This window comes from Streptomyces sp. CA-251247 (genome assembly GCF_050952975.1).
Classification (GTDB): Bacteria; Actinomycetota; Actinomycetes; order Streptomycetales; family Streptomycetaceae; genus Streptomyces; species Streptomyces achmelvichensis.
This window is the reverse complement of the sequence record NZ_CP191861.1, coordinates 4,817,253-4,836,914: the sequence shown is the minus strand read 5'-3', so window position 1 is coordinate 4,836,914 and position 19,662 is coordinate 4,817,253. Positions and strand designations below refer to the sequence as shown.

The window sequence follows — 19,662 nt, the reverse complement described above, 5'->3', positions numbered from 1 at the left end:
TTCCCTGCCCGTCAGCGGACCCCGAACGCCTCGTCCGAGGGGACGATTTCCTTGCCGAACGGCACCAGGGAGACCGGGATCAGCTTGAAGTTCGCGATGCCCAGCGGGATGCCGATGATCGTGATGCACAGGGCGATGCCCGTGAAGATGTGGCCGAGCGCCAGCCACCAGCCGGCGAGGATCAGCCACAGGATGTTGCCGACGAAGGACGGGGCGCCCGCGTCCCGGCGGTCGATCACGGTGTAACCGAAGGGCCAGAGCGCGTAGATGCCGATCCGGAACGCGGCCAGACCGAACGGGATGCCGATGATGGTGATGCAGAGCACCAGGCCCGCCACCATGTATCCGAGGAACATCCAGAAGCCGCACAGGATGAGCCAAATGACGTTCAGGATTGTCTTCACGGTCGATGACCTGCCATCTGTTCGAGTCGGGCGATGCGCTCCGCCATCGGTGGGTGCGTGGAGAACATCTTGGACAGACCCCTGCCCGGCCGGAAGGGGTTCGCGATCATCATGTGGCTGGCGGTCTCGAGCCGCGGCTCGGGAGGCAGGGGGAGCTGTTTCGTACCGGCGTCGAGCTTGCGCAGGGCGCTCGCCAGGGCCAGCGGATCGCCGGTGATCTGGGCGCCCGAGGCGTCCGCCTCGTACTCCCGGGAACGGCTGACGGCGAGCTGGATGATGGAGGCGGCCAGCGGCCCGAGGATCAGGATCAGAAGGAAGCCCAGGATGCCGGGGCCGTCGTCGTCGTCCGAGCGGCCGACGGGGATCAGCCACGCGAAGTTCACCAGGAACATCACCACGGAAGCGAGCGCTCCGGCGACGGAGGAGATCAGGATGTCGCGGTTGTAGACATGGCTGAGCTCGTGGCCGAGGACGCCGCGCAGCTCCCGCTCGTCGAGGATCTGCAGAATGCCCTCGGTGCAGCAGACCGCGGCGTTGCGCGGGTTGCGGCCGGTGGCGAACGCGTTGGGCGCCTGCGTGGGCGAGATGTAGAGCCGGGGCATGGGCTGGCGGGCGGCGGTGGAGAGCTCGCGGACGATCCGGTAGAGCTGCGGGGCCTCGAATTCGCTGACCGGGCGGGCCCGCATGGCCCGCAGCGCGAGCTTGTCGCTGTTCCAGTAGGCGTACGCATTGGTGCCGATCGCCACGAGGAGAGCGACGAGCAGGCCCGTACGGCCGAAGAAGCTGCCGATGACGAGGATGAGTGCGGACAGTCCCCCGAGGAGTACGGCGGTCTTCAGCCCATTGTGCCGGCGGTGCACGGTACGCCCTCCAAGTGGTGCGGCAGGGGACCCTTTGCGTGGTGGTGCTCCACTGTCCAGTGGACCCTTCTGTACTGGTCAACGCCAGGCGAAGGACGCTAGTTCCCTTGTGCTACCGGCCTCGGAGTGAGCCGATCGGGTGACCCTCAGAACAGGGTGCCCGCGGCGAAGCGCAGAATCAGCTGGGGGTATCCGGAGAGAGCGACGCCGGCGACGGCGGCCAGCACGATGACGACGGTGACCGCGGCCGGGGCTCCCTTGTGGACGGGTTCGGCCTCGTCGGCACCTGCCGCGGCGCCTTCCGCGACACCCTCGGGGGCCCGGAAGAGAACCGCCGTCCACTTCAGGTAGTAGTACAGGGCGATCACGACGTTGACGGCCATGACGACCGCCAGCCACCCCAGGCCCGCGTCGACCGCCGAGGAGAAGACGGTCACCTTGGCGAACAGGCCGATGATGCCGGGCGGCAGACCCGCCAGGCAGAGCAGGAAGAAGCCCATGGCGAGGGCGGCCAGCGGACGGGTGGCGTAGAGACCGCGGTAGTCGGCGATGCGGTTGAGCGGCCGGCTGCGGGCGACCAGCGCCGCCACGGCGAAGGCACCGAGGTTCACGACGGCGTACATCAGGGCGTACGCGACCGTGGCACCGATCTGGTCGTCGCTGGAATAGGCGGCGGCAGCGATCGGCACCAGGAGGTAGCCGGCCTGGGCCACGGAGGACCAGGCCAGCAGGCGTACCGCGCTCCACGCGCGCGTGGCCGACTGCCGCAGGGCGGCCACATTGCCTGCGGTCATGGTGAGGGCTGCCAGTACGGCGATCGCGGGGCCCCAGACGTCCGCGTAGCCCGGGAAGGCGATGACGGTGACCAGGATGAGGCCGGAGAAGCCGACGGCCTTTCCGATGACGGAGAGGTAGGCGGCGATGGGCAGCGGCGCGCCCACATAGGTGTCGGGGACCCAGAAGTGGAACGGGACGGCGGCCGTCTTGAACGCGAAGCCCACGAGGGTCAGCGCGACCCCTGCCTGCGCCAGCGTGTCGAGCTGTCCGGGGACGTCGTCGAGCTCGGTGGCGATCCGCGTGAGGTGGAGGGTGCCCGTCGTGGCGTACACAAAGCTGACGCCCAGGAGCATGACGGCGGTCGCGGTGACCGAGGAGAGGAAGAACTTGAGCGCCGCCTCGCTGGAGAGCCGGTCGCCGCGGCGGAGGCCGACGAGGGCGAAGGCGGGCAGCGAGGCGACTTCGAGGGCGACGACGAGGGTGGCGAGGTCCCGGGACGCGGGCAGCAGGGCGGCTCCGGCGGCGGACGACAGCAGCAGGAACCAGAACTCGCCCGCGGGGAGCTTGGTGCGCGTCTCGTGGAGCGACAGCAGGGCCGTGAGCAGCGCGCCGCCGAGCACCAGGAACTGGATGACCAGGGTGAAGTGGTCCGCGGTGTAGCTGCATGCCGCCGTGTCGGTGGTCAGGCAGAAGGTTTCCCGGTCGCCCTTGCGCAGCGGTACGAGCGTGACGAGCGCGGCGGCCAGACCGGCGATCGCGACGAAGCCGAGCAGGTGCTTCCGCTTCTCCGGCGTGAACAGGTCGGCCACCAGGACGATCAGACCGACGACCGCCACGATGGTCGGCGGTGCGATCGCGAGCCAGTCGACGGACTGGACGAGGCTGGTGCCGCTGTCGGCTGCCACGGTCACGACTTGCCTCCTGCGAGGAGCTTCTGCACGGCCGGGTCGGTGAGGCCGAGGAGGACCGCGGGCCACAGTCCCGCGAGGACGGTGAGGGCGACGAGCGGTGTCCAGGCGGCGAACTCGTACGTCTGGACGTCGGCGAGGGGCCGGGTCTCCTGCTCCTCGGCCCGCAGCGCGCCCATGCAGACACGGCGAACGACGACCAGGAGGTACGCGGCGGTGAGCAGCGTGCCGAACGCGGCGATCGCCATGAAGGTGAGGAACGCGGGCCGGCTGAGGCCGTCGGCGGGGTCGAAGGCGCCGAACAGCGCGAGCATCTCGCCCCAGAACCCGGCGAGTCCGGGCAGACCGAGGGAGGCGACGGCGGCGAAGGCGATGAGGGCGCCGAGGCGGGGGGCGCGGCCGTAGAGGGCGGCTCCGGTGGCGCCGGCGAGGGTGTCGAGGTCGGCGGTTCCGTAGCGGTCCTTGAGGGCGCCGACCAGGAAGAAGAGCAGGCCGGTGATGAGGCCGTGGGCGATGTTCGCGAACAGCGCGCCGTTGACGCCGGTGGGGGTCATCGTCGCGATGCCGAGGAGGACGAAGCCCATGTGACCGACGGAGGAGTAGGCGATCAGGCGCTTGAGGTCGCCGCCGGCGCCCTCTTTGGCCAGGGCGAGGCAGGCGAGCGACCCGTAGATGATGCCCGCGACGGCGAAGGCCGCGAGGTACGGCGCGAAGGTGTGCATGCCATCGGGCGCGATCGGCAGCACGATACGGACGAAGCCGTACGTACCCATCTTCAGCAGGACCCCGGCGAGCAGGACGGATCCGACGGTCGGGGCGGCGGTGTGGGCATCGGGGAGCCAGCTGTGCAGCGGCCACATCGGGGTCTTCACCGCGAGGCCGAGCCCGATCGCCAGAACGGCGATGACCTGCACGGACGAGGTGAGTCCACGGCCGTTGTCAGTGGCGAGTGCCACCATGTCGAATGTGCCGGTCTTCAGCCCGATCAGCAGCAGGCCGAGCAGCATGACGACGGAGCCGAGCAGCGTGTAGAGGATGAATTTCCAGGCGGCGGCCTGCCGCGCCTCCCCGCCCCAGCGGGCGATGAGGAAGTACATCGGGATGAGGACCATCTCGAACGCCAGGAAGAACAGCAGCAGATCGAGTACGGCGAAGGTCGCGAGCGTCCCGGATTCGAGGACGAGCAGCAGCGCGACGAAGGCTTTCGGGGACGGGCCCGAAGGCATCTTGAAGTAGCTGTAGAGAGCGCAGAGGAAGGTCAGCAGCGCGGTCAGCACGACAAGGGGGAGGGAAATGCCGTCGATGCCGAGGTGGATCCGCACATCGAGTGCCGGGATCCAGCTGATGTCCGTCGTGGCCTGCATCGTCGACGGGTGGTCGTGGTCGAAGCCGAGCGCCAGCACGATGGTGGCGACGAGGACGGCTCCGGTGACGGTCATGCCGTGGCGCAGGACCGCCTGGTCGGGCCCGGTGCCGCGGAGGCCGGGCGGGGCGGGCAGCAGCGCCGCGGCCGCGCCGGCGAGCGGGGCGACGACGATGAACGCCAGAAGGAACTGCATCACGGACTCGCTGATATCGATCACGGCTCACGATCCCGCGTTGACGGTGGACAGGATGACGGCGGCGATGGCGAGGACGGCCGAGCCGGCGAGCAGGGCGCCGAGGTAGGTCTGCACATTGCCGGTCTGGGCGCGCCGGACGAGCCATCCGAGCCAGTTGCTGCCGGTGCCCGCCCCGCGGACGTAGGTGTCGACGACCTCGCGGTCGAGGAAGCGCACCAGTACGGCGGCAGCCCGGACGGGCCGGACGAACAGCGCGCGGTAGACGGCATCCAGATGGAAGCCGGTGGCCGCCGCGCCGTGCAGCGGGCCGAGCAGCAAGCGGCCCGGGTCGGACGGGTCGGGGGCGGATGCGATGTCGCCGTAGGCGGGGGTGTGGGTCGCGACGGCCTCGGCCTCGGAGACCGAGGGAGCCGCGTCGGGGTGGGCGGCGACGGCGCCCATGGGCGGGCGGGCGGGGCCCCGGCGGAACTGCAGCGCGCGCCAGGCGGCGTAGGTGATCAGTCCGCCGACCAGAGCGACTCCCGTGCCGAGGACGGCGGTTGTCACGGTCGGGGTGAGGCTGTGTCCGTCGAACCAGTCGTCGAAGTAGCCGACCGTGAGACCGAAACCGAGAGAGGGGACGGCCAGTACCCAGAGCACGGCGTTCATGGAGAGGGGTTCGCGGCCGTGGTCGGGGGCTTCGGCTCCGCGTCCGTGGAAGGCGAGCAGCCACAGGCGCATCGCGTACGCGGCGGTCAGCAGGGCCGTCACCAGGCCGGCGACGAGGACGATCCAGCCCGCGCCGACCGGGGCGACGTCCGAGTCTCCGAGCGCGGTGTGCTCGGCGGCCACGAGAACGGCTTCCTTGGAGAAGAAGCCGGCGAAGGGAGGGATCGCGGCAAGTGCCAGCAGGGCGACGGTCATCGTCCAGTAGGCGTCGGGGATGCGCTTGGGGAGGCCTGTCATGCGGGACATGGCGGCCAGGGAGTTGGTACCGGCGGCATGGATGATCACGCCGGCGGCGAGGAAGAGCAGCGCCTTGAACGCACCGTGCGCCATGAGGTGGAAGACGGCCGCACCTCGGTCTCCGACGGCCAGGGCGCCCGACATGTAGCCGAGTTGGCCGATGGTCGAGTAGGCGAGGACGCGCTTGATGTCGTCCTGGGCGAGGGCGGCGAGGCCCGAACCGACCATCGTGACGGCGGCCATGACGGCAAGGACGGTGAGGGCAGCGGCGGAGGCCGCGAAGACGGGAAGGAGTCGGGCGACGAAGTAGATACCGGCGGCGACCATGGTCGCCGCGTGGATCAGCGCGGAGACGGGGGTGGGGCCCGCCATCGCGTCGGGCAGCCAGGTGTGCAGCGGGAACTGCGCCGACTTGCCCGCCACACCCGCGAGGAGCAGCAGCGCCACCAGCGTCGGGTGGTCGAGGCCACCGGCCGCGACGGAGCCGAGGATCCCGGTGATCCGGAACGTGCCGGCGTCGGCGGCGAGCGCGAACAGGCCGATCAGAAAGGGGACATCGCCGAGCTTGGTGACCAGGAATGCCTTGAGGGAGGCGGCGCGCGCCTCGGGCGTCTCCCAGTAGTGGCCCACGAGGAAGTACGAGCAGATGCCCATGATCTCCCAGCCGACCAGGAGCACCATCAGATCGCCGGAGTAGACGACGAGCAGCATCGCGGAGGTGAAGAGGGAGACGAGAGCCGCGTACGAGGGGTAGCGCGGGTCGTCGCGCAGATAGCCCGTCGAGTAGATCTGCACACAGGTCGCGACGAAGCCGACGAGGACGGCGACCAGGACCGCGAAGCCGTCGAGGTACAGCGCGAGGTCGATGGGGACCGAACCCGTGGGCGTGAGCTGGGTCGAGGCGTCGATCGCCTTGCCCCCGCCCTGGCGCACGGCGACCACCACGGCGAGCGCGAAAGCGGTCAGGGTGGGCAGGACCGCGAGGGGCCGGACGAAGCCGGGGGCGGTGCGGCCGAGCAGCAGTCCGGCCGCCGCGCCGAGAAAGGGGAGAAGAGGGACGAGGACGGCGAGGGTCGTGGTCGTCACGCGGTGGCCTCAGCCTTCTGCGCCGAAGCGGTGGCGTCAGGTTCGTCGGAACTGCCGTCGTGGCCTTCGGCGGTGTCGCGGAGCCTGTCGACGTCCGAGGACCCGCGGTTGCGGTAGACCATCAGGACGATCGCCAGGCCGATGCCGATCTCCGCAGCCGCGATGGCGATGGTGAAAAGGGTGAGCGCCTGTCCGGCGTGCACGGTGTCGCGCAGCCAGACGTCGAAGGCGACGAGATTGAGGTTGACCGCGTTGAGCATCAACTCGACGGACATCAGGACCAGGATCGCGTTGCGCCGGGCGAGCACGCCGTACAGGCCGACGCAGAAGAGGAGGACGGCGAGCACGGCGGGATAGGCGAGGTGCATCAGCTCTCCCCCTGGGGGTCCTTGGAGCCCTTGCGGGACAGGACGATGGCGCCGACGAGCGCGGCGAGCAGCAGGACGGAGAGCGCCTCGAAGGGCAGCACCCAGTGCCGGAAGAGGTATTCGCCGGACACCTTGGTGGAGCCCTGCGCGGGTCCGTCCAGGTTGATCCAGGTGGCCCGGAAGGCGTCCACGACCACCCAGACCAGGGCGGCCGCGGCGACGCCGGCGACGGCCAGGGCCACGTAGCGGTTGCCCGAATCGGCGTCCGGGGAGCGGCCGATGGGTGCCTTGGTGAGCATCAGCCCGAAGAGAAGGAGGACGACGACGGAACCGACGTAGATGAGAACCTGCACCCAGGCGATGAACTCGGCTGTCAGCAGCAGGTATTCGACGGCCAGGCCGCCGAGCGCCACGACCAGCCAGAGCGCGGCGTGCACCAGCTGTTTGGTGGTGACCGTGATGGCGGCGGCGCCGAGGGTGGCGAGGCCGACGAGCAGGAAGGCGATCTCGACGCCTGTCGGCGAGAGGAAGCCCTGGGGTGCGGCGGCGAGCATCATGCCGTGCCTCCTTCACCCGGGGGCGGCGATGCGGGACGCTCCGGGGCCGGGGCGCCGGGGGCAGGATCGGCCGCCGGTGCCTGCTCCCCTGCCTGCGCCTGCTCCTGGGCCTGCTCCTGTGCCGCGGCGAGCTTCTCGGCAGCCTTGCGGGCCGCCGCGATCTCCTTCGGCTCCTCCGCACGCGGGTCGAGGGCGGGCGGCGCGGGTACCGTCCACATCCACTCGCGGAGCTTGTCCCGCTCGTGGGTGAGTTCGCGGATGTCGGTCTCCGCGTACTCGAACTCCGGTGACCAGAACAGTGCGTCGAAAGGACAGACCTCGATGCAGATACCGCAGTACATGCAGAGCGAGAAGTCGATCGCGAAGCGGTCGAGGACATTGCGGCTGCGCTCCCGGCCACCGGGGGCGGCGGCCGGGACCGTCTCCTTGTGGGAGTCGATGTAGATGCACCAGTCGGGGCACTCACGGGCGCAGAGCATGCAGACCGTGCAGTTCTCCTCGAACAGGCCGATCACGCCGCGGGAGCGCGGCGGGAGTTCGGGCTGCGCGTCGGGGTACTGGTGGGTGACCGTCTTCTTGGTCATCGTCCGCAGCGTGACGGCCAGGCCCTTGGCGAGGCCGGATCCGGGAATCGGCGGCATTACTGGATCACCACCTTCACGATGCCGGTGAGAGCGATCTGGGCGAGAGCGAGCGGGACGAGCGTCGTCCAGGCGAGCTTCTGCAACTGGTCCTCGCGCATCCGGGGATAGGTGACGCGCAGCCAGATGACGACGAACGCGAGCACACCGGTCTTGAGCAGGGTCCACACCCAGCCGAGTCCGTCGGCGCCCATCGGGCCGTGCCAGCCCCCGAGGAACAGGACAGTGGTCAGGCCGCAGAGCACGACGATGCCCGCGTATTCGGCGAGCAGGAACAGCGCGAACCGCAGCCCGGTGTACTCGGTGTAGGCGCCGAAGATGATCTCGGAGTCGGCGACCGGCATGTCGAAGGGCGGGCGCTGGAGTTCGGCCAGCCCGGCGATGAAGAAGACGAGGGCGCCCACGATCTGCCAGGGCAGCCACCACCACTCGAAGGCGTTGAGGATGCCCGGCAGCGAGACCGTACCGGCGGCCATGGCGACGGAGGCGGCGGTGAGCAGCATGGGCAGTTCGTACGCCAGCAACTGCGCCGCGGTCCGCAGACCGCCGAGAAGGGAGAACTTGTTGGCGGACGCCCAGCCCGCCATGAGCGAGCCGAGCACGCCGACGCCCATGACGGCGAGCACGAAGAAGATGCCCGCGTCGACGACCTCACCGACCGCGCCCTCGCTCGGGCCGATCGGGATGGCGACCAGCACGAGGAGGTACGGGAGGAGGGCGACGGCGGGGGCGAGCTGGAAGATGCGGCGGTCGGCGTTGGCCGGGACCACGTCCTCCTTCTGCGCGAACTTGACGCCGTCCGCGACGAGCTGGGCCCAGCCGTGGAACCCGCCCGCGTACATGGGACCGAGGCGGCCCTGCATATGGGCCATCACCTTGTGCTCGGTCTGCCCGATGACGAGGGGAAGGACGAGGAAGACGGCGAAGACGACGAGCAGCCGGAAGGCGACGTCGAGAGCGTCGTTCACGCGGGGTCGCCTCCGGCGGTCTCTTGGGGCCCGCCCTCGGGCCTGTCCGGGGGGCGGGGCGTACGGGTGTCGTCGTTGCCGTGGGACGGGGCGTCCGGCTCGGCGGCGGTGTCTCCGGCGCTGTCGTCCGGCGGCTCCGTGCGGGGGCCGGCGTCCGTGCCGGGGTCCGTGTCCGTGCCGGGGTCCGTGTCGCAGGCCGGGGCCGGCTCGGGGTCCGTACTCGGCTCGGGCGCTGTGGCCGGTTCGGGGTCCGCGCCCGCGCCTGTGGCGGCTTCCGCACCCGTGTCCGGCTCTTCGAATGCCGGGCGGGCGTGGTGCCACGGGGCGTCGGAGCTGCCGGCGGCGCGCCGGGGCCTGGCCTCTCCGGACGCCGCTTCTTCCGCCGGTGCGGTGGTGGTTGCCGGGGTCTCCGCGGCAGCTGCTTCGGGCGCGGGTGCCTCGGCCGCAGCTGCTTCGGGCGCGGGTGCCTCGGCCGCAGCTGCTTCGGGCGCAGGTGCCTCGGGCGTCGGTGCCTCGGCCGCATGTGCCTCGGCCGCCGGTGCCGCGGGCGTCGGTGCCTCGGCCGCTGGTGTCTCGGGCGCCGGGTCCCGAGGCGCCTCCGGGGGCCGACTCGCCGAGTCTTCGCTCGCGCTCCGGTCCACGCGCGGTGCGCTCGGAGCGCCCTCCGCCTCCGGGGGCGTGGCCGCTCCTGCGGCCGCCTGACTCACCGAGCCCTCGCTGACACTGCGCGAACGACGTGCGGGAGCACCCTCGCCGCTCGCCTGGCTCGCCGAACCCTCGCTCACACTGCGCGAACGCCGTGCGGGAGCACCCTCCGCGGCCGCCTGGCTCGCCGAGCCCTCCCCCGCCGTACGGGTGCGACGGGCCGGGCGGTCCGCTGCACCGGCCGCGGCTCCGGCTGCGCCTGCCGCTCGGGGCGTACGGGCCGGGCGGCTCGGGGCGGGCGGGAGTTGGCCCTTGAGCGGGCCCCACTCGTTGGGGTCGGGCACGCCCGGCGGGAGCATCTGGCGGCGCTTGGGGCCGCCGTGTTCCGACTCCCCCGGCTCCTTCGCACCCGGCCAGGCCTTCGCGACCCGGGCGGCGAGGACGAAGTCCTTGCGCAGCGGATGGCCCTCGAACTCCTCCGGCAGAAGCAGCGGTACGAGATGCGGATGGCCGGTGAAGCTCACGCCGAACATCTCGTGGGTCTCGCGTTCGTGCCAGGCCGCTCCCGCGTACACGGTCACGGCGGAGGCGAGTACGGGTGCCTCGTGCGGGACCGTCGTCCGCAGCAGCAGCCGGCGGACCCGGCCGCCTTCCAGGGAGACCACGTGCGCGCAGACCCGGAAGCCGGTGCCCGGCTCGTCGACCGCGCTCAGCCAGTCGAAGTAGGTGCAGGCCAGCTGCGTACGGGCGATCTCCAGGGACGGGATCCAGGACTCCGCGGGCACGTCGACCGTGAGCAGTTCGTATGCCAGCTCGGCCGTGGCCTCCTCGCCGAAGATGTCCGTGACGGCGTCGGGGAGACGGTCGTATGCGGTCACCGGTCGCCTCCCGGCGCGGCCGGCGGGGTCACCAGAGGGCTGCGCAGTTCGCCCACGGAGGGGCGGGCGGTCCCGTAGCGCTCGCCGAGCGACTCCCGTGCGATCTTCTCCTGGAGCTTGAGAATCCCCTGGAGCAGTGCTTCGGGCCGCGGCGGGCAGCCCGGCACGTAGACGTCGACGGGAATGATCTGGTCGACGCCCTTGGTCACGGAGTAGGAATCCCAGTACGGGCCGCCGCAGTTGGAGCAGGCACCGAAGGAGATGACGTACTTGGGCTCCGGCATCTGCTCGTAGAGCCGCTTGACCGCGGGCGCCATCTTGTCGGTGACCGTGCCGGAGACGACCATCAGATCCGCCTGCCGCGGGCCGGGCGCGAACGGGATCACCCCGAGGCGGATGAAGTCGTGCCGGGCCATCGACGCGGCGATGAACTCGATCGCGCAGCAGGCGAGTCCGAAGTTGAAGACCCACAGGCTGTAGCGGCGGCCCCAGTTGAGGACCACCTTCATCGGTTCGGGCGCCAGCCGGGAGAGAACTCCGAGTCGGCGGGGCTCCGGCAGCAGCTCCTGATCCGCGTGCGCGGCCGGATGCGAGGTGGGGGTCGGGGTCACGTCCATGTCAGGACGTCCTTCTTCCATGCGTAGAGCAGTCCCACAGCCAGGAAGCCGAGGAAGATGAACATCTCCACGAGCGTCGTCGCGCCGTATCCCGCCGCCGCGAACACTGTGGCCCAGGGGAAGAGGAAGATCGAGTCGACGGCGAAGATCACGTACAGGAAGGCGTACACGTAGTAGCGGACCTGGGTGTGGGCCCAGCCCTCGCCGACGGGGTCGACGCCGCATTCGTACGTCAGCAGTTTCTCCGGCGTGGGCACCACGGGCCTCAGCAGCCGGCCCGCTCCGAAGGCCACGGCGACGAACAGCACGCCGATCACCGCGAGCAGTCCGACAACCGAATAGCTCTCGAAGTAGTCCGCCGCGAGCACGGCCACGGTCGGTTCCGGCACGTCCGCCCCTCGCTCCCTGACGTCGTTGGCGATCTGATCGACGATCTGTATGCACGGGAGTCTAGGCCTGCTAAAGGGACCGTAAGAAGTCGCGTCGCGCATCGGGTGGGGTTATCCCTACTTCATCCCACCCATCCACCCCATGGCGCGCGGCGGCACGGCCCGGCAGGCTGGCCCGTATGACCGTGAGCAGCACCGCATCCGACCATGACCGGCCGCCACCCGCGCAATTCGCGTTCGGCAGTCACACCTGGAAGGAGATCGCGCATCTCCTCTGCAATCTGCCGGTGTCACTGGTCGGATTCGTTTACGTGACGTTGCTGATCTTCAACGGTGTGCTGTTGTCGGTGACGGTCATCGGCCTGCCGCTGCTCGCCCTCGGTCTCATGGGGGCGCGCGGGCTCGGCAGGGCGGAGCGCGCGCGGACGCGGGCGCTGCTCGGCGTACGGATCGACGAGCCGAGCACGTTGTCGGGGATGCATCGCAGCGGCGGAATGTTCCCCCGCCTGTGGGCGACCCTGAAGGACCCGGTCGCCTGGCGCACGGTGCTGTACTGCTTCATCCGGCTGCCGTGGGGGGTCCTCACCTTCTCCACCACGCTGGTCAGCCTGTTCGTCCTGTGGCCCGTACTGCCCTTCATCGCGCGCGGACTCGCCAACGCCGACCGCGCGATGGCGCGGGGGCTGCTCTCGCCGTCCGACGAACTGGAGCAGCGGATCGCCGAGTTGGAGTCCGATCGCGGGGTCGTCGTGGACACCGCCGCCGCCGATCTCCGCCGCATCGAACGCGACCTCCACGACGGCGCCCAGGCCCGGCTGGTCGCCCTCGCCATGGGCCTCGGCCTCGCCAAGGAGAAGCTCAGCGGAGACGAACTGGACAGGACGGCGGCCGCGGCGATGGTCGACGAGGCGCACGGCGAGGTGAAGCTCGCCCTCCAGGAGCTGCGCGACCTGGCCCGCGGCATCCACCCGGCGGTCCTGACCGACCGCGGTCTCGACGCCGCGCTCTCCTCCGTCGCCTCCCGCTGCACGGCACCGGTGAAGGTGACGGTGGACCTCGTGGAGCGGCCGGCCGAGGCGATCGAGGGCATCGCGTACTTCACCGTGTCCGAGCTGCTGCAGAACGTCAGCAAGCACGCGCAGGCGAAGAGCGTGACGGTGGATGTCTGGCGATCGCGGGACCGCCTGCTGATCCAGGTCACGGACGACGGCAAGGGCGGCGCGCGGCTGGACGGCGGTACGGGGATGGCGGGGCTCGCGGAGCGGCTGGGGGCGGTGGACGGGCTGTTCGTCCTGGAGTCGCCGGTGGGGGGCCCGACGACGGTCACGGTGGAAGTGCCGTGGCGTTCGCGCACGACGCACTGAGCAGTGATGGCCTGGGGGTTTTGTGGGGCCGGCGCCCCACGCCCGCTGGGCTGCGACAGCTTCGCGCCGCCCTGACCGCACCTGTTCGGTGCGGGTGGGAAAGGTTTGGTGGGGCTGCGCCCCACCGCCCCCTGCCGACGGCAGCTTCGCGCCGGCGCGGTGATACGCCCCCACGGCGGTCGGCGGGCCGAGCTGACCGCCACTGTCCGGTGCGGGCGGGAAGAGGTGTTCTGGGGCCGGCGCCCACGCCCTTTGCCTGCGGCAGCTTCGCGACGCGGAGGCTGGCGGCACGTGTCCCGTGCGGGTGAGGGGAAGGGGTTGGGCGGGGCCGGCGCCCCACCGCCCCAGGCGACGGCAGCTTCGCGCCACCTGGGCCGGGCGCGCCGTTCAGTGCAGGTGAGGGGAAGAGGTACTTGTGGGGCTGGCGCCCCACACCCGGGTCAGCGGCAGCTTCGCGCCGCGTTCCATCGGCTGCCCCTACCGGTCCGGATTCGCTTCCGGGCGCACGCCAACAGGTCACGTCCTCGACCGCCCGCAGGGGGCGTGCAGGGTCGTCCCCGCAGGGGATCGGCGGCAACACCCGGGTACGCAATGCACCACAGCTGTACGCCGCCGACCCCGAGGAGTCGAGCCCGGAGGGCCCCCGGACCCGACGCCGCACAAGGGCCTGAGGCTCAAGCACCCGCCCCCGGACCCGACGCCGGACAAGAACCCGAGGCTCAAGCACCCGACCCCGGGCTCAGGGACCCGACGCCGCACAAGAACCCGAAGCTCAAGCACCCGACCCCTGCCCCAAGCACCCGACCCCGGGCTCAGGGACCCGACGCCGGACAAGGACCCGCACCCGCACCCGCACCCGCACCCGCACCCATGGTGGGGAAAACCCCCCACCCAAGAGGGCAACCCCCCTCATGGTGCACGCCCTCCCGGCGCAGCAGGCTTGTTCTCATGACAGCCCGCAGCCCAGAACGGACGACGCCGATGGCCACGGATTCCCGACCGGAGCAGCACGACCGGTACGACACGCGGGACCACAGCCTTCCCGCGGCCCTGCGTGCGCCCCTCGAGGGCCGCACCTGGCGTGAGTTCGGGTACCTGATGCTGAGTCTGCCGATCAGCATCATCTTCTTCACCTTCGCCATCGTGACGATCTCGCTCGGCGCCGGCCTGCTGGTCACCTTCCTCGGCATCCCCGTCCTCGCCGCCGGTCTGGCCGGCTGCCGTGCCTTCGGCGCGCTGGAGCGGACCCGTGCCCGTTCGCTGCTCCGCCTCGACGTGGACAACCCCGAGCCGGTCCGCCCCCGGACGAACGGGCTGATGTCGTGGGTCGGCGCCGTCCTCAAGAGCGGTACCTCCTGGCGGCACCTGCTCTACGCGGTGGTGCACTTCCCGTGGGCGGTCACCGCGTTCTCCGTCGCTCTCACCTTCTGGGTCACGGGCTGGTCCCTGCTGCTGTACCCGCTGTGGCAGTGGACCTTCCCCGCGTACCTCGACCAGCCGGGCATCTCGCTCTACGGCGACAGCACCGGCACCCAGTTCTACCTCGACACCTCCTTCGAGATCGGCGTGACCGCCGCCGCGGGCCTGGTCGTCGTCATGGCGACCGCGTGGCTGATCCGCGGCCTCGCGTACGTCGACCGGCTGATGATCGGCGGGCTGCTCGGACCGTCCAGCCTGGCCACGCGGGTCGTCGAGCTGGAATCGGACCGCGGCGTCGTCGTGGACACCGCGGCTGCCGACCTGCGGCGCATCGAGCGCGATCTGCACGACGGCGCCCAGGCCCGGCTGGTCGCCCTCGCCATGGACCTGGGTCTCGCCAAGGAGAAGCTGAACGAGGACCCGGAGGCCGCGGCCCGCATGGTGGACGAGGCGCACGGTGAGGTGAAGACGGCGCTCCAGGAGCTGCGGGACCTGGCGCGCGGCATCCACCCGGCGGTCCTGACCGACCGTGGCCTCGACGCGGCGCTGTCGGCCGTGGCCTCCCGGTGCACCGTCCCCGTGGCCGTCGACGTGGACCTGGCGTCCCGGCCGGCCCCGGCGATCGAGGGGATCGCGTACTTCACCGTGTCCGAGCTGCTGCAGAACGTCAGCAAGCACGCCCGGGCCCGTCGGGCGACCGTGGACGTCTGGCGGTCCGAGGACCGGCTGATGCTTCAGGTCACGGACGACGGCACGGGCGGCGCGGACCTCAGCGCGGGCAGCGGCCTGGCGGGACTCGCCGAGCGGCTGGACGCGGTGGACGGAATCCTGGCCCTGGACTCGCCGTCCGGAGGCCCGACCACGGTGACGGCGGAGCTGCCCTGGCGCGGCTGACACCCGGGGACGGGCCGCACCCCGCCCCCGTACCGTCGCGACACCGGCCGCAACAGCTCCGTACCGTCGCGACACCGGCCGCAACACCTCGTACCGCCCCGCCCTCCCGCCGTACGGCACCGGTCCACCGACCCCACAGCCACCCACGCCCCGCCCACACCCACGCCCCCGAGACCCGTACGCCCACCCGCTCAACGCCCCGCCCCCGTTTGCCGTCTATTCCCAGAGCCTGGCCGCAGTGCGGAGCCAATACTGCGATGCTGGTGAATACAGGGGTGGAAGCGGATCGACAGGGGGGCTTCAGGGCTGTGGAGGACAGAGTGCGGGTCGTCATCGCCGAGGATTCAGTGCTGCTTCGGGAGGGCCTGACCCGGCTGCTGACCGACCGCGGGCACGACGTCGTGGCCGGCGTGGGCGACGCGGAGGCGCTGATCAAGACGATCGGGGAGCTGGCCGCGCAGGAGCAGCTGCCGGACGTGGTGGTCGCCGACGTGCGGATGCCGCCGACACACACGGACGAGGGCGTCCGGGCGGCGGTGCGGCTGCGCAAGGACTACCCGGGGATCGGGGTGCTGGTGCTCTCCCAGTACGTGGAGGAGCAGTACGCCACCGAACTCCTGGCGGGGAGCAGCCGCGGGGTGGGCTATCTGCTGAAAGACCGGGTAGCCGAAGTGCGCGAGTTCGTGGACGCCGTGGTGCGGGTGGCCCGTGGCGGTACGGCACTGGATCCCGAGGTCGTGGCCCAGCTGCTGGGCCGCAGCCGCAAGCAGGACGTGCTGGCCGGTCTCACCCCCCGTGAGCGGGAGGTTCTCGGTCTGATGGCCGAGGGCCGGACGAATTCTGCGGTGGCCAAGCAGCTGGTGGTGAGTGACGGAGCGGTCGAGAAGCACGTCAGCAACATCTTCCTGAAGCTCGGGCTGTCCCCGAGCGACGGTGATCACCGGCGTGTTCTGGCGGTGCTGACCTACTTGAACTCATAATCGTCTGACACTCTGTCAGATATTGAGCGGGGCTCCAGCCCCAGAACCGAACAATGAGCGGGGAGCGTCTTACCACAAGCATTCGGGGGGCGAACGCATGAAGGCACACGAGGGCACGGCGTCTCACACGGACGTCCGAAATGTGAGCGGTCCAAGGAAGGCCACCCTCACGGTCGTAGGGTGGCACGTGGGACGGCCGGTGGGCCGGCCGGGCCCGAGCAGCCGCCTCGAGGGAGGTCCAGTTCAGTGACCAGCCAGGTCAGTAGCCCAGCCGAGAACGCCGATGAGGCCGACGAGGGCGATACGACACTCGTCGGCGGGCAGCGGAAGCCCACGGAGCCGAAGGAAGTCCGCCGACTGGACCGGGTCATCATCCGCTTCGCGGGTGACTCGGGCGACGGCATGCAGCTCACGGGTGACCGGTTCACCTCGGAGACCGCGACCTTCGGGAACGACCTCTCCACGCTGCCGAACTTCCCCGCCGAGATCCGGGCGCCTGCCGGCACCCTCCCCGGCGTCTCCAGCTTCCAGCTCCATTTCGCCGACCACGACATCCTCACCCCCGGCGACGCGCCGAACGTGCTGGTCGCGATGAATCCGGCCGCGCTGAAGGCCAACATCGCCGACGTGCCGCGCGGCGGCGACATCATCGTCAACACGGACGAATTCGCCAAGCGGGCCATGGCCAAGGTCGGCTACGCCACCTCCCCGCTGGAGGACGGCTCACTGGACGGCTTCCACGTCCACCCCGTGCCGCTGACGACGCTGACCATCGAGGCGCTCAAGGACTTCGGTCTCCCCCGCAAGGAGGCCGAGCGCTCGAAGAACATGTTCGCGCTGGGGCTGCTGTCCTGGATGTACAACCGTCCCACCGAGGGCACCGAGAAATTCCTGCGGAGCAAGTTCGCCAAGAAGCCGCAGATCGCCGAGGCGAACATCGCGGCCTTCCGTGCCGGGTGGAACTTCGGGGAGACGACCGAGGACTTCGCCGTCTCCTACGAGGTCGCCCCGGCGAGCGCCGCATTCCCGGCCGGCACCTACCGCAACATCTCCGGGAACCTCGCCCTGTCCTACGGGCTCATCGCCGCCGGCAAGCAGGCGGACCTGCCGCTCTATCTGGGCTCGTACCCCATCACTCCCGCCTCCGACATCCTGCACGAGCTGTCGAAGCACAAGAACTTCGGTGTGCGGACCTTCCAGGCCGAGGACGAGATCGCGGGTATCGGGGCGGCGCTGGGGGCGGCCTTCGGCGGCGCGCTCGCCGTGACCACCACCTCCGGCCCCGGTGTGGCGCTCAAGTCGGAGACGATCGGTCTCGCGGTCTCGCTGGAACTGCCACTGCTCGTGGTGGACATCCAGCGGGGCGGCCCCTCGACCGGTCTGCCGACCAAGACCGAGCAGGCGGACCTGCTCCAGGCCATGTTCGGCCGCAACGGCGAGGCGCCGGTGCCGATCGTGGCGCCCCGCACCCCCGCGGACTGCTTCGACGCGGCCCTGGACGCGGCACGGATCGCCCTGGCCTACCGCACCCCCGTCTTCCTGCTGAGCGACGGCTACCTCGCCAACGGCTCGGAGCCCTGGCGGATCCCCGACATCGACGAACTCCCCGACCTGCGGGTGCAGTTCGCGACCGGCCCGAACCACGAGCTGGCGGACGGTACGGAGGTGTTCTGGCCGTACAAGCGTGATCCGCAGACCCTCGCGCGTCCCTGGGCGGTTCCGGGGACGCCCGGACTCGAGCACAGGATCGGCGGCATCGAGAAGCAGGACGGCACCGGCAACATCTCCTACGACCCCGCCAACCACGACCTGATGGTCCGCACCCGCCAGGCCAAGATCGACGGCATCGAGGTGCCCGACGTCGAGGTCGACGATCCCGACGACGCGACCACGCTGGTGCTGGGCTGGGGTTCGACGTACGGACCGATCACCGCCGCCGTACGGCGGCTGCGGGCCGCGGGCATCCCCATCGCCCAGGCCCATCTGCGCCATCTCAACCCGTTCCCGCGGAATCTCGGGGACGTGCTGGGGCGTTACCAGAAGGTAGTGGTACCGGAGATGAACCTCGGCCAGCTCGCCACCCTGATCCGGGCGAGGTATCTGGTCGACGCGCACAGCTACAACCAGGTCAACGGCATGCCGTTCAAGGCCGAGCAGCTGGCCACGGCTCTCAAGGAGGCCATCAATGACTGAGACGGTGTCCGGTCTTCTCTCCCTGGTTCCCAAGGCCGAAGCCCAGCAGTCCATGAAGGACTTCAAGTCCGATCAGGAAGTGCGCTGGTGCCCCGGCTGCGGTGACTACGCGATCCTCGCCGCCGTGCAGGGCTTCATGCCCGAGCTCGGCCTGGCGAAGGAGAACATCGTCTTCGTCTCCGGGATCGGCTGCTCGTCCCGCTTCCCGTACTACATGAACACCTACGGGATGCACTCCATCCACGGCCGCGCGCCCGCCATCGCCACCGGGCTCGCGTCCTCGCGGCGGGACCTGAGCGTCTGGGTCGTCACCGGTGACGGAGACGCGCTCTCCATCGGCGGCAACCATCTGATCCACGCCCTGCGCCGCAATGTGAACCTGAAGATCCTGCTCTTCAACAACCGGATCTACGGACTCACCAAGGGCCAGTACAGCCCCACCTCCGAGGTCGGCAAGATCACCAAGTCGACGCCGATGGGCTCGCTCGACGCGCCCTTCAACCCGGTGTCACTGGCGATCGGCGCCGAGGCCTCCTTCGTGGCCCGCACCGTCGACTCCGACCGCAAGCACCTGACCGAGGTACTGCGCCAGGCCGCCGACCACCAGGGCACGGCGCTGGTCGAGATCTACCAGAACTGCAACATCTTCAACGACGGCGCCTTCGAGGCCCTGAAGGACAAGCAGCAGGCTGAGGAGGCGGTCATCCGCCTCGAACACGGGCAGCCGATCCTCTTCGGCACCGACAACGCCAAGGGGGTCGTACGGGATCCGGCCACCGGGGACCTCACGGTGGTCGAGGTGACGCCCGCGAACGAGTCGCAGATCCTCGTCCACGACGCGCACGCCACCAGCCCGACCACGGCGTTCGCGCTGTCCCGGCTGGCCGACCCGGACACCCTGCACCACACGCCCATCGGCGTGCTGCGCAGCGTCGAACGGCCGGTCTACGACACGCTGATGTCGGACCAGCTCGACACGGCGATCGAGCGGGACGGCAAGGGGGATCTGAGCGCGCTGCTCGCGGGCAACGACACCTGGACGGTCGGGGGCTGACCCGCGGTCGGGGTGTGTGGAGGGGTCGGGGTCGCTGAGGCCCCGGCCCCTCTTGCTGTTCGCCGGGCCGGCCGTCGTTCGCCGGGCCGGTCATCGTTCGCCGTGCTGGGGCCGTCGTTCGTCGTCCTGGGGACGCTGTTGTCCGGCTGTGCC

Annotated in this window: 17 protein-coding genes; 5 read left to right on the top strand and 12 right to left on the bottom strand. The window is 70.5% G+C overall.

Translation table 11 applies throughout. The features are described from left to right. Nucleotides 1–11: 11 nt before the first annotated feature. From ACQPWZ_RS21400 to ACQPWZ_RS21345, 12 genes are all read right to left on the bottom strand, one after another. Nucleotides 12–404 (bottom strand): YccF domain-containing protein, encoded by a 393-nt coding sequence (locus tag ACQPWZ_RS21400; protein WP_313944720.1) that lies wholly within the window; start codon nucleotides 402–404, stop codon nucleotides 12–14. Continuing rightward, a complete protein-coding gene (gene htpX, locus ACQPWZ_RS21395) occupies nucleotides 401–1,264 on the bottom strand; it encodes a zinc metalloprotease HtpX (protein WP_313944721.1) in 864 nt (287 codons plus the stop codon). The genes ACQPWZ_RS21400 and htpX overlap by 4 nt, the downstream gene beginning before the upstream one ends. Before the next feature lie 146 nt (nucleotides 1,265–1,410). Then, entirely contained in the window at nucleotides 1,411–2,952 is a 1,542-nt protein-coding gene (locus ACQPWZ_RS21390) for an NADH-quinone oxidoreductase subunit N (protein WP_383236844.1), read from the bottom strand. Next, the gene (locus tag ACQPWZ_RS21385; RefSeq protein ID WP_383236871.1) at nucleotides 2,949–4,508 is read right to left on the bottom strand and encodes a complex I subunit 4 family protein; all 1,560 of its coding nucleotides are present in this window, start codon (nucleotides 4,506–4,508) and stop codon (nucleotides 2,949–2,951) included. Before ACQPWZ_RS21385 ends, ACQPWZ_RS21390 begins: the two co-directional genes overlap by 4 nt. A 27-nt stretch (nucleotides 4,509–4,535) precedes the next feature. Next, nucleotides 4,536–6,542: an NADH-quinone oxidoreductase subunit 5 family protein gene (locus tag ACQPWZ_RS21380; RefSeq protein ID WP_433572160.1), complete on the bottom strand. Its 2,007-nt coding sequence runs from the start codon at nucleotides 6,540–6,542 to the stop codon at nucleotides 4,536–4,538. Further along, nucleotides 6,539–6,910 carry an NADH-quinone oxidoreductase subunit NuoK gene (gene nuoK, locus ACQPWZ_RS21375; protein ID WP_313944724.1) on the bottom strand — a complete coding sequence of 124 codons (372 nt, stop codon included), beginning with the start codon at nucleotides 6,908–6,910 and terminating at the stop codon, nucleotides 6,539–6,541. The genes ACQPWZ_RS21380 and nuoK overlap by 4 nt, the downstream gene beginning before the upstream one ends. Then, nucleotides 6,910–7,467 carry an NADH-quinone oxidoreductase subunit J family protein gene (locus ACQPWZ_RS21370; RefSeq protein WP_433572159.1) on the bottom strand — a complete coding sequence of 186 codons (558 nt, stop codon included), beginning with the start codon at nucleotides 7,465–7,467 and terminating at the stop codon, nucleotides 6,910–6,912. Before ACQPWZ_RS21370 ends, nuoK begins: the two co-directional genes overlap by 1 nt. After that, the gene (locus tag ACQPWZ_RS21365) at nucleotides 7,464–8,108 is read right to left on the bottom strand and encodes a NuoI/complex I 23 kDa subunit family protein (protein ID WP_433572158.1); all 645 of its coding nucleotides are present in this window, start codon (nucleotides 8,106–8,108) and stop codon (nucleotides 7,464–7,466) included. Before ACQPWZ_RS21365 ends, ACQPWZ_RS21370 begins: the two co-directional genes overlap by 4 nt. Continuing rightward, complete coding sequence (locus tag ACQPWZ_RS21360) at nucleotides 8,108–9,076, bottom strand: complex I subunit 1/NuoH family protein (RefSeq protein WP_313944727.1); 969 nt, start codon at nucleotides 9,074–9,076, stop codon at nucleotides 8,108–8,110. The genes ACQPWZ_RS21365 and ACQPWZ_RS21360 overlap by 1 nt, the downstream gene beginning before the upstream one ends. Further along, on the bottom strand, nucleotides 9,073–10,599 hold the full coding sequence (locus tag ACQPWZ_RS21355; protein ID WP_433572157.1) for an NADH-quinone oxidoreductase subunit C: 1,527 nt from the start codon (nucleotides 10,597–10,599) through the stop codon (nucleotides 9,073–9,075). The genes ACQPWZ_RS21360 and ACQPWZ_RS21355 overlap by 4 nt, the downstream gene beginning before the upstream one ends. Next, nucleotides 10,596–11,216, bottom strand: coding sequence for an NADH-quinone oxidoreductase subunit B (locus ACQPWZ_RS21350; protein ID WP_340474722.1), 621 nt, complete (start codon nucleotides 11,214–11,216; stop codon nucleotides 10,596–10,598). The genes ACQPWZ_RS21355 and ACQPWZ_RS21350 overlap by 4 nt, the downstream gene beginning before the upstream one ends. Continuing rightward, nucleotides 11,207–11,605 (bottom strand): NADH-quinone oxidoreductase subunit A, encoded by a 399-nt coding sequence (locus ACQPWZ_RS21345; protein ID WP_313944730.1) that lies wholly within the window; start codon nucleotides 11,603–11,605, stop codon nucleotides 11,207–11,209. The genes ACQPWZ_RS21350 and ACQPWZ_RS21345 overlap by 10 nt, the downstream gene beginning before the upstream one ends. 179 nt (nucleotides 11,606–11,784) lie before the next feature. Between ACQPWZ_RS21345 and ACQPWZ_RS21340 the strand changes: the two genes are divergently transcribed. The 5 genes from ACQPWZ_RS21340 (at nucleotide 11,785) to ACQPWZ_RS21320 (ending at nucleotide 19,509) form a co-directional block, all read left to right on the top strand. Then, nucleotides 11,785–12,969 (top strand): sensor histidine kinase, encoded by a 1,185-nt coding sequence (locus tag ACQPWZ_RS21340; protein ID WP_433572156.1) that lies wholly within the window; start codon nucleotides 11,785–11,787, stop codon nucleotides 12,967–12,969. Between the two features lie 981 nt (nucleotides 12,970–13,950). Further along, nucleotides 13,951–15,282 carry a sensor histidine kinase gene (locus ACQPWZ_RS21335; RefSeq protein ID WP_433572155.1) on the top strand — a complete coding sequence of 444 codons (1,332 nt, stop codon included), beginning with the start codon at nucleotides 13,951–13,953 and terminating at the stop codon, nucleotides 15,280–15,282. A gap of 320 nt (nucleotides 15,283–15,602) precedes the next feature. Then, nucleotides 15,603–16,262, top strand: coding sequence for a response regulator transcription factor (locus ACQPWZ_RS21330; protein ID WP_313948903.1), 660 nt, complete (start codon nucleotides 15,603–15,605; stop codon nucleotides 16,260–16,262). A 246-nt stretch (nucleotides 16,263–16,508) separates the two neighbouring features. Continuing rightward, entirely contained in the window at nucleotides 16,509–18,455 is a 1,947-nt protein-coding gene (locus ACQPWZ_RS21325; RefSeq protein ID WP_340474719.1) for a 2-oxoacid:acceptor oxidoreductase subunit alpha, read from the top strand. Then, the gene (locus tag ACQPWZ_RS21320; protein ID WP_356701008.1) at nucleotides 18,448–19,509 is read left to right on the top strand and encodes a 2-oxoacid:ferredoxin oxidoreductase subunit beta; all 1,062 of its coding nucleotides are present in this window, start codon (nucleotides 18,448–18,450) and stop codon (nucleotides 19,507–19,509) included. The genes ACQPWZ_RS21325 and ACQPWZ_RS21320 overlap by 8 nt, the downstream gene beginning before the upstream one ends. The last annotated feature ends 153 nt before the right edge of the window (nucleotides 19,510–19,662 follow it).

What these genes read in the sequence shown, in the direction of transcription:
- ACQPWZ_RS21385 (WP_383236871.1), bottom strand. Translation starts at nt 4,508, where the DNA reads ATGCAGTTCCTTCTGGCGTTCATCGTCGTCGCCCCGCTCGCCGGCGCG.
- ACQPWZ_RS21365 (WP_433572158.1), bottom strand. Translation starts at nt 8,108, where the DNA reads ATGCCGCCGATTCCCGGATCCGGCCTCGCCAAGGGCCTGGCCGTCACG.
- ACQPWZ_RS21335 (WP_433572155.1), top strand. Translation starts at nt 13,951, where the DNA reads ATGGCCACGGATTCCCGACCGGAGCAGCACGACCGGTACGACACGCGG.
- ACQPWZ_RS21320 (WP_356701008.1), top strand. Translation starts at nt 18,448, where the DNA reads ATGACTGAGACGGTGTCCGGTCTTCTCTCCCTGGTTCCCAAGGCCGAA.
- ACQPWZ_RS21340 (WP_433572156.1), top strand. Translation starts at nt 11,785, where the DNA reads ATGACCGTGAGCAGCACCGCATCCGACCATGACCGGCCGCCACCCGCG.
- ACQPWZ_RS21350 (WP_340474722.1), bottom strand. Translation starts at nt 11,216, where the DNA reads ATGGACGTGACCCCGACCCCCACCTCGCATCCGGCCGCGCACGCGGAT.
- ACQPWZ_RS21370 (WP_433572159.1), bottom strand. Translation starts at nt 7,467, where the DNA reads ATGATGCTCGCCGCCGCACCCCAGGGCTTCCTCTCGCCGACAGGCGTC.
- nuoK (WP_313944724.1), bottom strand. Translation starts at nt 6,910, where the DNA reads ATGCACCTCGCCTATCCCGCCGTGCTCGCCGTCCTCCTCTTCTGCGTC.